General features: G+C 68.8%; 11 protein-coding genes and 1 pseudogene. 8 read left to right on the top strand and 4 right to left on the bottom strand.

The genetic code is table 11. From position 1 onward, the window contains the following. The first annotated feature begins 74 nt into the window (after nucleotides 1–74). From BBJ41_RS13385 to BBJ41_RS13395, 3 genes and pseudogenes are all read left to right on the top strand, one after another. The gene (locus BBJ41_RS13385) at nucleotides 75–1,073 is read left to right on the top strand and encodes an ABC transporter ATP-binding protein (RefSeq protein WP_069746782.1); all 999 of its coding nucleotides are present in this window, start codon (nucleotides 75–77) and stop codon (nucleotides 1,071–1,073) included. Beyond that, nucleotides 1,070–2,086: a peptide ABC transporter ATP-binding protein gene (locus BBJ41_RS13390; protein WP_069746783.1), complete on the top strand. Its 1,017-nt coding sequence runs from the start codon at nucleotides 1,070–1,072 to the stop codon at nucleotides 2,084–2,086. The genes BBJ41_RS13385 and BBJ41_RS13390 overlap by 4 nt, the downstream gene beginning before the upstream one ends. Continuing rightward, nucleotides 2,079–3,223: pseudogene (locus BBJ41_RS13395) on the top strand (TraB/GumN family protein). The gene BBJ41_RS13390 and the pseudogene BBJ41_RS13395 overlap by 8 nt, the downstream one beginning before the upstream one ends. Nucleotides 3,224–3,773: 550 nt before the next feature. Here BBJ41_RS13395 and pxpA read toward each other — a convergent pair. Genes pxpA through pxpB form a run of 3 tightly spaced genes read right to left on the bottom strand, consistent with a single transcriptional unit; the run spans nucleotide 3,774 to nucleotide 6,314 of the window. Further along, nucleotides 3,774–4,538: a 5-oxoprolinase subunit PxpA gene (pxpA, locus tag BBJ41_RS13400; RefSeq protein WP_069746785.1), complete on the bottom strand. Its 765-nt coding sequence runs from the start codon at nucleotides 4,536–4,538 to the stop codon at nucleotides 3,774–3,776. Nucleotides 4,539–4,593: 55 nt separating this feature from the next. Further along, complete coding sequence (locus BBJ41_RS13405) at nucleotides 4,594–5,661, bottom strand: 5-oxoprolinase subunit C family protein (RefSeq protein ID WP_069746786.1); 1,068 nt, start codon at nucleotides 5,659–5,661, stop codon at nucleotides 4,594–4,596. Further along, nucleotides 5,658–6,314 carry a 5-oxoprolinase subunit PxpB gene (gene pxpB, locus BBJ41_RS13410; protein ID WP_069746787.1) on the bottom strand — a complete coding sequence of 219 codons (657 nt, stop codon included), beginning with the start codon at nucleotides 6,312–6,314 and terminating at the stop codon, nucleotides 5,658–5,660. The genes BBJ41_RS13405 and pxpB overlap by 4 nt, the downstream gene beginning before the upstream one ends. A gap of 147 nt (nucleotides 6,315–6,461) precedes the next feature. Between pxpB and BBJ41_RS13415 the strand changes: the two genes are divergently transcribed. After that, nucleotides 6,462–6,974, top strand: a complete 513-nt coding sequence (locus BBJ41_RS13415) for a winged helix DNA-binding protein (protein WP_069746788.1) — start codon at nucleotides 6,462–6,464, stop codon at nucleotides 6,972–6,974. A 74-nt stretch (nucleotides 6,975–7,048) separates the two neighbouring features. On the opposite strand, the gene BBJ41_RS13420 is transcribed toward BBJ41_RS13415, so the two are convergent. Beyond that, entirely contained in the window at nucleotides 7,049–7,657 is a 609-nt protein-coding gene (locus BBJ41_RS13420) for a 5-formyltetrahydrofolate cyclo-ligase (protein ID WP_069746789.1), read from the bottom strand. 8 nt (nucleotides 7,658–7,665) lie between these two features. Between BBJ41_RS13420 and BBJ41_RS13425 the strand changes: the two genes are divergently transcribed. The 4 genes from BBJ41_RS13425 to BBJ41_RS13440 all read left to right on the top strand — a co-directional run bounded on the left by BBJ41_RS13425 (nucleotide 7,666) and on the right by BBJ41_RS13440 (nucleotide 12,589). Beyond that, on the top strand, nucleotides 7,666–9,618 hold the full coding sequence (locus tag BBJ41_RS13425; RefSeq protein ID WP_069746790.1) for a lytic transglycosylase domain-containing protein: 1,953 nt from the start codon (nucleotides 7,666–7,668) through the stop codon (nucleotides 9,616–9,618). Between the two features lie 58 nt (nucleotides 9,619–9,676). Then, a complete protein-coding gene (locus BBJ41_RS13430; RefSeq protein ID WP_069746791.1) occupies nucleotides 9,677–10,639 on the top strand; it encodes a complex I NDUFA9 subunit family protein in 963 nt (320 codons plus the stop codon). A gap of 64 nt (nucleotides 10,640–10,703) precedes the next feature. After that, a complete protein-coding gene (locus BBJ41_RS13435) occupies nucleotides 10,704–11,351 on the top strand; it encodes a glutathione S-transferase family protein (RefSeq protein WP_069746792.1) in 648 nt (215 codons plus the stop codon). Beyond that, nucleotides 11,348–12,589, top strand: a complete 1,242-nt coding sequence (locus BBJ41_RS13440; RefSeq protein WP_069746793.1) for a multifunctional CCA addition/repair protein — start codon at nucleotides 11,348–11,350, stop codon at nucleotides 12,587–12,589. The genes BBJ41_RS13435 and BBJ41_RS13440 overlap by 4 nt, the downstream gene beginning before the upstream one ends. Nucleotides 12,590–12,610 lie beyond the last annotated feature (21 nt).

The raw sequence follows: 12,610 nt of genomic DNA on the forward strand, positions 1-12,610 counted from the left end.
CCCCCACGCTCATTTTATTCGCTGCCCCTCGAGGGGGCGGTCGTCCTCCTTGGGGCGGCCCGTCGGAGGACGACATGAACCAGGATCTTCTGACCATCCGCAATCTCGCGGTGAACTTCAACGGCCTGCCCGCAGTCGACCGGATCAACCTGTCGATCGCGCCGGGCGAGGTGGTAGGCGTCGTCGGCGAATCGGGCTCGGGCAAGAGCGTGACGATGATGGCGCTGATGGGCCTGATCGACGCGCCGGGCAAGGTCACGGCCGACGAGGTCACGTTCAACGGCGTCGACCTGCTGAAGGCGTCGCCGAAGGCGCGCCGCAAGATCGTCGGCAAGGACATCGCGATGGTGTTCCAGGACGCGCTGACGAGCCTGAACCCGAGCTATACCGTCGGCTACCAGATCAAGGAAGTGCTGAAGCTGCACGAAGGGCTGCGCGGCGACGCGCTCGACCGGCGCGCGCTCGAACTGCTCGATCAGGTCGGCATTCCCGATGCGAAGAACCGCATCACGTCGTTTCCGCACCAGATGTCGGGCGGGATGAACCAGCGCGTGATGATCGCGATGGCCGTCGCGTGCAACCCGAAGCTGCTGATCGCCGACGAGCCGACCACCGCGCTCGACGTGACGATCCAGGCGCAGATCATGGACCTGCTCGTGAAGCTGCAGAAGGAGCGCGGCATGGCGCTCGTGCTGATCTCGCACGACCTGGCCGTGGTGTCGGAGGTCGCGCAGCGCGTCGCGGTGATGTACGCGGGCGAGATCATCGAGACCAACCGCGTGCCCGACATCTTCCGCGCGCCGCACCATCCGTACACCGAAGCGCTGCTTGCCGCGATTCCCGAGCACAATAAGGGGGCGCGTCGCCTTGCCGCATTGCCCGGCATGGTGCCCGGCCGCGATGATCGCCCGTCCGGGTGCCTGTTCGCGCCGCGCTGCAAGTACATGGTCGACGATTGCCGCAAGGCGCGGCCGGCGCTCGACACGCTGGTACCGGCCAACGATGCGATGCGCGTGCGCTGCATCAAGCCGCTTCATGTTTCCAACCTCGACCTGACGGGAGGCGCACGATGAATGCAGTCCAAGATACGCGTCGCGCGCCGCACGACGAGGAAGCGGTGCTGGTGGCAGACGGGCTCGCGAAGCACTACACGGTGAAGCGCGGGATGTTCGGCCAGGGCACGGTGAAGGCGCTGAACGGCGTGTCGTTTTCGCTGAAGCGCGGCAAGACGCTCGCGGTCGTCGGCGAATCGGGCTGCGGGAAGTCGACGCTCGCGCGCCAGCTCACGATGATCGAGACGCCCACGTCGGGCAGCCTGACGATCGACGGCAAGAACGTGGCCGGCGCGAGCCGCGACACGGTCGCCGAACTGCGCCGCCGCGTGCAGATGGTGTTCCAGAACCCGTTCGCGTCGCTCAACCCGCGCAAGACCGTCGAGCAGACGCTCGCCGAGCCGCTCGAGATCAACGCGAACCTGACGGCCGCCGAACGCGCGCAGCGCATCGCGCAGATCATGCGCACGGTCGGCCTGCGGCCCGAGCACGCGAAGCGTTATCCGCACATGTTCTCGGGCGGCCAGCGCCAGCGTGTCGCGATCGCGCGCGCGATGATCCTCGATCCGCGGATCGTCGTCGCCGACGAGCCGGTGTCCGCGCTCGACGTGTCGATCCAGGCGCAGATCCTGAACCTGTTCATGGATCTGCAGGAGCAGTTCAAGACGAGCTACGTGTTCATCTCGCACAACCTGTCGGTGGTCGAGCATGTCGCGGACGACGTGATGGTGATGTACTTCGGCAGCGTCGCCGAGCTCGGCGACAAGGCGACGATCTACGCGCGGCCGCGCCATCCGTACACGCGTGCGCTGATGTCGGCGACGCCGGCGATCTTCGAGGAAGACCGCCGCGTGCAGATCAAGCTGCAGGGCGAGCTGCCGTCGCCGCTCAATCCGCCGTCGGGCTGCGCGTTCCACCAGCGCTGCCCGTACGCGGTCGAGCGCTGCCGCGCCGAGGAACCGCAGTTGCGTGAAGTCGACGGACGGCGCGTGGCCTGCCATCGCGCCGAGGAGGTAGGGGAGGCGAATGCCTGAAGCGTTGGCGGCGCGCGCATTCAGCGTGCGCCGTTCGGGGCAAGCAGCGCGCGCGTGATGCGCGCGTACCGCACCGCGCGGCGCTGGAGCGTGCGCACCGTCACGGGCGCGGCGCTGGCCGGCGCGTGCGTGGCGGCCAGCCTCGCTGTTCCCGTCGAGTCGGCGCGCGCCGAAGGGCGCGCGCCGGCGACCTCGCCGATTCATCCGTCGCAGGTCCCGCCGCCCGGCATGAGCCTGCCGGGTTTCCATGCGCCTTCCGTGTCGGACGGCACGGTCGCGCGCGGCACGGTGCGCGTGCAGCCCGCGCGCATGCCGTTCTACGTCGCGACCAAGGGCAAGGTCACGCTCTACGTGCTCGGCACGCTGCACACGGGCGACCCGTCCGATTACCCGAGCGCGCAGCCGTTCCGCCCGCGCATCCTCGCGGCGCTCGCCGCGTCGCCGACGCTGGCGCTGGAGCTGTCGCCGGACGACCTGCTCGAATCGCAGGACGACGTGTCGAAGTACGGCGTATGCCGCTACCCGTGCCTGCAGCGGCTGCTGCCCGAACCGCTGTGGCAGCGGCTCGCGGCGCGCCTGCGCGGCAACCCGGCCGCGCTCGTCGAGATCCGCAAGATGCGGCCGTGGCTCGCGGCGCTCGTCGTCGAGACCTACGATTCGCTGTCGGCCGGCCTGCAGACCGAATACGGCACCGAGGCGCAACTGCAGAACGTGTTCCTGAAGAAGAAGGGCGGCCGCGTGATCGGGCTCGAGACGCTCGCCGAACAGATGCGCGCATTCACCGGGCTGACGCTCGCCGAGCAGCGCGAGATGCTCGCGCAGGACATGGTGCAGACCCCCGCGCAGAACGCGGACGACATCAAGTCGCTGCACCGGCTGTGGCGAATTGGCGACGCCGACGCCATCGCGGCATGGGCCGTCGCGAAGAGCGAGCGGCTCGCGCGTTCGAAGGCGTTGTCGGCGTCGATCGACAACAAGATCCTGTACGAGCGCAACCGGCGCTTCGTTGCACGGATGACTGCAATCGCCGCGCCGAACCGGCCGCTGTTCGTCGCGATCGGCGCGCTGCATCTGGGCGGCTCGCGCGGCGTGCTCGAATTGTTGCGCCAGCAAGGATACCGGGTCGACGCGAACTGACCGCGCCCGGCTGCACGCACTGATCTTCCCCTGTTTGTTTGACAGCGCGCGCACGGCGTGAGGCGCCTGAGCGGTGGTGTCAATCGATAAGGAAAACCCTTGAATCGTCGGAAAATAGCGTTTAAAACGATTGACATCCCGTTCTGCCAATATCTATTCTTCACCCCACAAGTTGAAAAAATGAAAAGAATAGATAAGTTCTACGGGGTAGCAGAAATAAAGCGCGGGGTTAGCGTTGCCGGCACGTGAAGCACGTGCCGGCCGCGGAGTGTCTGCATGCACGGCGGGGCCAATCATCGTCGAACAACACATGCATGCGGGCCGACTTGCAAAAAAAGTGACGTTCCGTCGTCTGACCGGGGAATGCAGTGATCGGGCGGCGGCGGACGTTTTTTAATCCGGAAGATTTTTCCGGTCACCGTCGAAAGACGGTTTCGGGGGGCGAATCGACAGACGGCGAAGCCGCAGCGATTGCGCCAACGGAAAAGCGCCACGAGGGCGCTTTTTTCTTTTGTGCGACGGATTTCGCGCATGGCGCGCGTCTCGGGTCCTACGCGCCTTCGTCGGCCTGCAGCGCACCCGGCGCCACGACGTCGACGCCGGCGGCCTCGAGCGCTGCGCGGATCCGTTTCGCGAACGCGAGCGCGTGCGGCCCGTCGCCGTGCAGGCAGACGGTCTGCGCGTTCAGCGGCACCCATTCGCCGCTCAGCGCACGCACTTGCCGGTTGCGCACCATGTCGAGCGTGCGCGCGAGCACGGCTTCTTCGTCGTCGATCAGCGCGCCGGGCTGGCTGCGCGGCACGAGCGAACCGTCCGCGTGGTAGCCGCGATCGGCGAACACTTCCTCCACCGCGGCGAGCCCCGCATGCCGCGCGGCCGCGATGAACACGCTGTTCGCGAGCCCGAACACCGCGAGCGACGGATCGAAGTCGTGGATCGCGGACACCACCGCATCGGCGATCATCGGGTCGCGCGCGGCCTGGTTGTACAGCGCGCCGTGCGGTTTCACGTGCACGATGCGCCCGCCTTCGGCCTGCGCGATCGCCGACAGCGCGCCGAGCTGGTACAGCACGCCGGCATAGATGTCGCCGGCCGGCAGCTGCATTTCCTTGCGGCCGAAATTCTCCGGATCGTGAAAGCTCGGGTGCGCGCCGATCGACACGCCTTTCTGCACGGCCCAGCGCACGCAGTCGCGCATCGCATTGGCGCCGCCCGCGTGCCAGCCGCATGCGATGTTCGCGGACGTGACGAGGTCGAGCAGCGCCTCGTCCGATCCGCATCCTTCGCCGAGATCGGCATTCAGATCGATTTCCATGATGTTCCTCGTCCACTGATTGCGTGGCGCGTCTTTCATACTGCTTCGGCCATTGTCACGCCGCGCGCGACTGGGCGCGGCGGCGTGCTTCCTCGCGCATGTCGATCGCGACGTCGATCTGTCGCAAATACGCACGTTCCGCGGCGAGTGCGGCGCGTGCGGCATCGGGTGTCGTGCGCACGAAGCGGATCGGCAGGTTGAGCCGCGCCTGCGCGAGTTTCCACAGGTCGGCGCGGATCACCGTGCCGATTTTCGGATAGCCGCCGGTGGTCTGCGCGTCGTGCATCAGCACGATCGGCTGGCCGTTCGGCGGCACCTGGATCGTGCCGGGCAGCACCGCGTGCGACAGCAGCTCGACCGGCCGCTCGCGCGCGAGCTCGGCGCCGGCGAGGCGATAGCCCATCCGGTTGCTGTTCGCGGTGACGAGCCATTCCTCGTCCCAGAACGCCTGCTGCGAATCGGCCGCGAACGATGCGTAGTCGGGGCCCGGCAGCACGCGCACGGGCATCGCCCACGGCGCATGCGCGGGGCGGTGGCGGCGCGGCGGCTCGTCGATGCGCATGAACGCGCACCAGGCGGGCGCCTTCACGCCGAATTCGGGCGCATCGGCCGCGAGGCAGCCCGCGCCGGCCGGCGGCACGCCGACCGGGAGGCGATCGCCGTCGCGCAGCGCACGGCCGCCGAGGCCGCCGAAGCGCGACGCGAGATCGGTGCTGCGCGAGCCGAGCATCGGCAGTACGTCGATGCCGCCGGCGATGCACAGGTAGCCGCGCATTCCGCGTTTCGCGGCCGGCAGCACGAGCGTCTGCCCGGCGTCGACCGGCAGGCTCCACCACGAATACACGCGTTGCCCGTCGAGCGTCGCGCCGAATTCGGTGCCGGTGAGTGCGATGCGGGTGGCGCGCGGGAAGCGGAAGGCGGCCGGGCCGATCGTGATCTCGACGGCCGCCGCGTCGGGGCGGTTGCCGACCAGTCGGTTGCCGACCTCGAGCGCAAGGCCGTCGAGCGCGCCGCCCTGCGCGACGCCGAGATGGCGCGCGCCGCGGCGCCCGAGATCCTGCACGGTCGACAGCGGGCCGGCGCGCAACACCTCGATGTTGCTGGGTGCGGTGCTCTGGGTCATCGCGCGTCGACTCCCGCAATGGTGAAGCGCACGCGGTCGCCGGGCAGCAGCAGCGTGGGCTGCTGCCGCGACGGATCGAACAGGACGTGCGACGTGCGGCCGATCAGTTGCCAGCCGCCGGGCGACGTGGCCGGGTAGATGCCCGTTTGCGCGCCGCCGATGCCGACCGAGCCGGCCGGCACCTCGAGGCGCGGCGCCGCGCGGCGCGGCGTGTGCAGCGATGCGTCGAGGCCGCCGAGATACGCGAAGCCCGGCTGGAAGCCGACGAAGAACACGACGTATTCGCCGGCCGCGTGGCGCGTGACGACTTCGTCGGCCGACAGGCCCGTGTGTGCGGCGACGGCGGCCAGGTCGGGGCCGGCGGCACCGCCGTATTCGACCGGGATCTCGACCTCGCGGCCGTCCGCGTGCTCGACGTCGGCCGTGGCCCACGCGTCGCGCAGCGCCGGCGTGAGCGATTCGGCCGTCGCGGCGAGCGCGTCGAATACGATGGTCAGGTTGTTCATGCCCGGCACGACGTCGATCACGTCGGGCCACGCGCGCGCGGCCTCGGCAACGGCCCAGACGCGGCGCTGGCAATCGAGCGTGGCGGGCGGCGCCACCTCGCAGACGAGGGCGGCATCGCCGAGCGGATAAATGCGGGGTTGCGTCATCGGACTGGCACGGTTCGGACGGCAATGTTAGCGCACATTGTCAATAAAATATCGACAACTTCCCAATAAGCGTTTTCGCCTAGCCCGTATACCCGGGCTTCTGGCGTACACTCGGCACACCCTGACAGCCTGCTTTCGCCGCCTTCCATGAAGCGTCCTCCGACCAAGATCGTGTCATCCGAACACCTCGTTTCCGATTCGAGCGCGGAGCTGTCGGAACTCGAATACGGGCTCATCATGGCCGGCAATGCGTTCAACCGCTGGATGGTGCGCTGCATGTCGGCGGCCGGCGCGAAGGACATGACGGCGGTCGAGGTGTCGCTGCTGCATCACGTCAGCCATCGCGAACGCAAGAAGAAGCTCGCCGACATCTGCTTCGTGCTCAATATCGAGGATACGCACGTCGCGACCTACGCGCTGAAAAAACTGATCGCGCGCGGCTATGTGAAGAGCGAGAAGAACGGCAAGGAAGTGTTCTTTTTCGCGACCGACGAGGGGCGCGACCTGTGCCTGAAATATCGGGAGGTGCGCGAGCACTGCCTGATCGAGACGCTGAAGGACAGCGGGCTCACCAACGAGCAGATCGGCGACGCGGCGCAGTTGCTGCGCCACGCATCGGGCCTCTACGACACGGCCGCGCGTGCGGCGGCGTCGCTGTAAACGATTGCGGTAATTCTTGCGCGCTGGCATGCGCTGACGGGCGCGCAACGGCGACCATCGCGCGGCGCGCGGCGTCATCCGGCGGGCGGGTACAGCGCGCCGTCGGTCACGATCCAGCACAGCGCGAGATCGTGCGCCTCGGCCGGCAGCGCATCGACGCGGCACGCTTCATAGGCGATGCCGACCGTCACCGGCGGCGTGTCGCCGGGCCATGCGGCCAGCGTGCGGTCGTAGTAGCCGCCGCCGTATCCGAGCCGGTAGCGCTGCGGATCGAATCCCACACAGGGAATCAGCAGCAGGTCGGGCACGACGACGATTCCCGACGCCGGTTCCGGAATCCGGTGATGACCTTCGCGCATCGGCGTATGCGCATCCCACGCATGGAACGCGAGCGGCGCGTGCTGCTCGTCGATCACGGGCAGCGCGGCGCACCGGCCCGCGCTCGCCGCACTCCAGGCGAGCACCGCGTCGCGCGCATCGAATTCGCCCGGCAGCGGCCAGTAGAACCCGACCGTGCGCGGTGCGAGCCGTTCGAGCAGCGAGCGCAACCGCGTGTCGAGCGCGGCGTTCGCGGCGGGCTGCGACGCGGCGTCGCGACGCGCGCCGGACAGCGTTTTGCGCAGCGCAACCTTCCGGTTCGGCACAGGGTTGCGTGCTATGCTTTCGGTCACTTCGTGCTCCATTCAAAACGATGTCGAACAGCCTTTTCCGAGTATATCGCGCGGTCGCGCTGACGCTTTCCGCCGCCGCGCTCGTCGCGGGCACGGCCGCTTGCGCGGCACCGGGCGACGACACGGTCGCCGGGGATGACCAGATCTTCGTGCAGCTTCGTGAAGCCGCGCGTCGCAACGACGCCGCGAAAGCCGCGCAGCTCGCGTCGATGATCCCGAACTATCCGGTACCGTCCTACGTCGAGTATTTCCAGATCAAGCCGCAGTTGTTCGATTCGACGGGCCGCGCGCGCGTCGATGCGCCGGACGCGCCCGTGCAGTCGTTCCTGCAGCGCTACGACGGCCAGGCGATCGCCGACCGCCTGCGCAACGATTACCTGCTCGTGCTCGGCGCGCGTCACGACTGGCGCAGCTTCGACGATCAATACAAGCGCTTCGTGCTCGACGACGACACGCAGGTCAAGTGCTATGCGCTCGAATCGCGCGCGGCGCGCGGCGAGAACGTCGCCGAAGCGGCGCGCGCGCTGCTCGTCGAGCCGAAGAACTACGGCGACGCATGCGTCGACCTGATCACCGCGCTCACGGTCAACCAGCAGTTCACGAGCGACGACGTGTGGCAGCAGGCGCGCCTCGCGTACGAGCAGAACTACACGACGCTCGGCGGCAAGATCGTCGACGCGCTCGGCCCGCGCCCGGTCGGCTTCGACCAAGCGACGAGCGCGCCGCCGCTGTACCTCGCGCGCGGCGTCGGCGCCGACGCGACGTCGCACCAGCTCGCGCTGATCGCGCTCGGCCGCATGGCGCGCAACGATCCGGACGCGGCCGCCGGGATGCTGACGTCGGTCGCCGGCTCGCTCACGAAGCAGGAGCAGGCGATCGCGTGGGGCGCGATCGGCTACCAGGGTGCGATCAAGCGCTCGGCGCTCGCGTCGGTCTGGTACGCGAAATCCGCGAATGCGCCGCTGTCGAACCCGGGCTACGAATGGCGCACGCGCGCCGCGCTGCTCGCCGGCAACTGGCCGATGGTGCGCTGGTCGATCGAGCAGATGCCGCCGTCGCTGCGCAGCGATCAGGCATGGATCTACTGGCATGCGCGCGCGCTCAAGCAGAGCGGCGACACGCTGCAGGCGAACCAGGAATTCGAGCAGGTCGCGGGCCAGTTCAACTTCTACGGGCAGCTCGCCGGCGAAGAGCTCGGCCAGCGCACGACGATCCCGCCGCGCACGAAGGTGAGCGACGCCGAGATCGACGCGATGGGCAAGATTCCGGGCTTCGCGCTCGCGCAGCGCTTCTATGCGCTGAACCTGCGCCTCGAAGGCAACCGCGAATGGAACTGGCCGCTGCGCGGCATGACCGATCGCCAGCTGCTCGCGGCCGCCGAGTACGGCAAGCGCGTCGAGCTGCTCGACCGCACGGTCAACACGGCCGACCGCACGAAGGCCGAGCACGATTTCACGCTGCGTTACCCGTCGCCGTATCGCAATATCGTCGAGCGCTACGCGCAATCGACGGGCCTCGACATCGAATGGGCGTACGGCCTGATCCGCCAGGAATCGCGCTTCATCATCAGCGCGCGTTCGTCGGTGGGCGCGGGCGGCCTGATGCAGCTGATGCCGGCGACGGCCCAGATGGTCGCGAAGAAGCTCGGCATGGGCACGATCTCGCGCGCGCAGATGCACGACATCGATACCAACATCCAGCTCGGCACCTGGTATCTGGCGGACATCTACAACAACTTCGACAGCTCGCCCGTGCTGGCCACCGCCGGCTACAACGCGGGCCCGGGCCGGCCGCGCCAGTGGCGCCAGGTGTTGACTCAGCCGATCGAAGGCGCGATCTTCGCGGAGACGATTCCGTTCAACGAGACGCGCGACTACGTGAAGAACGTGCTGTCGAACACCGTCTACTACGCGGCGCTCTTCGAGGGCAAACCGCAGTCGTTGAAGAAACGTCTAGGCATGATCTCGCCCTGATTCGCAATCTTCACACTGCCGCGCGAGACGCGGCAGTGTTCTTTTGAGGCTCTGAAACATGGATCGCCAGACCGTCGCGCTGCTGGGCGGCACCGGCTTCATCGGCAGCCGGCTCGTCAATGCGCTGATCGACGCCGGCAAGCAGGTACGGATCGGCACGCGGCGGCGCGACCACGCGCGCCACCTGCAGATGCTGCCGGTCGAGATCGTCGAGCTCGAGGCGCTCGACACGCGCACGCTCGCGCGCTTCGTCGCCGGCGCGCACGCGGCGATCAATCTCGTCGGCGTGCTGCACGGCGGCCGCGGCACGCCGTACGGGCCCGGCTTCGAGCGCGCGCACGTCGCGCTGCCGGCCGCGCTCGCGACCGCCTGCACCGAAGTCGGCGTGCAGCGCCTGCTGCACATGAGCGCGCTCGGCGCCGATTCGCGCGGCGCGAGCATGTACCAGCGCTCGAAGGGCGATGGCGAGGCCGCGCTGCATGCGATCGCCGCGACCGATTCGCTCGCGCTGACGATCTTCCGCCCGTCGGTCGTGTTCGGCCCCGGCGACGCGTTCCTCAACACGTTCGCGAACCTGCAGCGCACGGTGCCCGTGCTGCCGCTCGCGATGCCGGACGCGCGCTTCCAGCCCGTGTTCGTCGGCGACGTCGTGCGCGCGTTCGTCAACACGCTCGATCTCGCGGCCGCGCACGGCAAGACCTACGAGCTCGGCGGCCCGACCGTCTACACGCTCGAGGAACTGGTGCGCTACTGCGGCACGCTGGTCGGCCGGCAGGCCCGCATCGTGCGGCTGCCCGACGCGCTCGCGCGGCTGCAGGCGAGCGTGTTCGAATGCCTGCCCGGCGAGCCCGTGCTCACGCGCGACAACCTCGCGACGATGTCGGTGCCGAACGTGCTGTCGGGGCCGCTCGCGCCGGAACTCGGGATTTCGCCTGCGAGTCTCGAAAGCATTGCGCCCGCGTATCTCGGCAACGCCGCGCAGCGGTCCCGGTTCGACTGGTTCCGCTCGCGGCGACGCTAGGGCCGGCCGGGGCGCCGCCGTTCGGCATCCTTCTTTTCACTTTCGCGTTTTCCGGAACACCGCCATGAAGCTCGTCATTGGAGACAAGAACTACTCGTCGTGGTCGATGCGCCCGTGGGTGCTGCTCACGCATTTCGGCATCCCGTTCGACGAGATCGCGATCGAGTTGCGCCGCGACGACACGGCCGCGCGCATCCTCGAGTATTCGCCGTCCGGCAAGGTGCCGTGCCTGGTCGACGACCACGGCGTCGCGATCTGGGATTCGCTCGCGATCGCCGAGACGCTCGCCGAGCGCTATCCGCAGTTCCCGATGTGGCCGGCCGATCCGCTCGAGCGCGTGCATGCGCGCTGCGTCGCGGCCGAGATGCATTCGGGTTTCGCGGCGCTGCGCACGCAGATGGGCATGAACGTGCGCGCGTCGATGCCGGGGCGCGGTGCGACGCCCGATGCGCTCGCCGACGTCGCGCGCATCGATGCGCTGTGGAGCGCGTGCCTCGAGGCGTCGGGCGGGCCGTTCCTGTTCGGCGAATTCGGGATTGCCGATGCGATGTACGCGCCCGTCGTGATGCGCTTCAACACGTATGCGCCGGGCCTGTCGCCGGAAGCGGCCGGCTACGCGGCGCGCGTGACGGCGCTGCCGGCGGTGCAGCGGTGGATCGACGCCGCACGCCGCGAAACGACCGTGATCGCCGAATACGAGCCGACGCCATGAACATCTACGCAGTGGGCGGTGCGATCCGCGACGAATTGCTCGGCGTGCCCGTGCAGGACCGCGACTACGTGGTGGTGGGCGCGACGCCCGAGCAGATGGCCGCGCAGGGCTTCCGGCCGGTCGGCAAGGATTTTCCGGTGTTCCTGCATCCGGACACGCAGGAGGAATACGCGCTGGCGCGCACCGAGCGCAAGACGGCGGCCGGCTATCACGGCTTCCAGTTCCATTACGCGCCGGACGTGACGCTCGACGAGGATCTCGCGCGGCGCGACCTGACGATCAACGCGATGGCGCGCGAGGTGAGCCCGGAGGGCGCGTTGGTCGGGCCGGTGATCGATCCGTTCGACGGGCAGGCCGACTTGCGTGCGCGGGTGTTCCGCCATGTGAGCGACGCGTTCGTCGAGGATCCGGTGCGCATCCTGCGCATCGCGCGCTTCGCCGCGCGGTTCGCGGATTTCACGGTCGCGGACGAAACGCTCGCGCTGATGCGGCGCATGGTCGACGCAGGCGAGGTCGACGCGCTCGTGCCCGAGCGCGTGTGGCAGGAAATCGCGCGCGGGCTGATGGAGGCGAAGCCGTCGCGGATGTTCGCGGTGCTGCGCGAGTGCGGCGCGCTCGCGCGCATCCTGCCCGAGGTCGATGCGCTGTGGGGCGTGCCGCAGCGCGCCGACTACCACCCGGAAGTCGACACGGGCGTGCACGTGATGATGGTCGTCGACTATGCGGCGAAGCAGGGTTATTCGCTGCCGGTGCGCTTCGCCGCGCTCACGCACGATCTCGGCAAGGCGACGACGCCCGCGGACGTGCTGCCGCGCCACGTCGGCCACGAAGGCCGCAGCGTCGATCTGCTCAAGCCGTTGTGCGAGCGGCTGCGCGTGCCGAACGAATGCCGCGATCTCGCGCTCGTGGTCGCGCGCGAGCACGGCAACCTGCATCGCGTGATGGAGATGGGCGCGGCCGCGCTGGTGCGGCTCTTCGAGCGCAGCGATGCGCTGCGCAAGCCGGCGCGTTTCGCGGAGATGCTGCAGGCGTGCGAATCGGATGCGCGCGGGCGGCTCGGGCTCGATGCGCAACCGTATCCGCAGGCGGAGCGGCTGCGTGTGGCGCTCGCGGCCGCGCGCAGCGTCGATGCCGGCGCAATTGCGCGCGGGATCGGCAACGAGGCGGAGAAGATCAAGGATGCCGTGCATCGCGCACGGATCCAGGCGGTCGCGCAGGCGCTCGAGATCGGCGAATAACGTGCGCAAGGGCGGCGCGCG

Origin of the sequence: Burkholderia stabilis, from assembly GCF_001742165.1 — a bacterium.
GTDB classification, from domain to species: Bacteria; Pseudomonadota; Gammaproteobacteria; order Burkholderiales; family Burkholderiaceae; genus Burkholderia; species Burkholderia stabilis.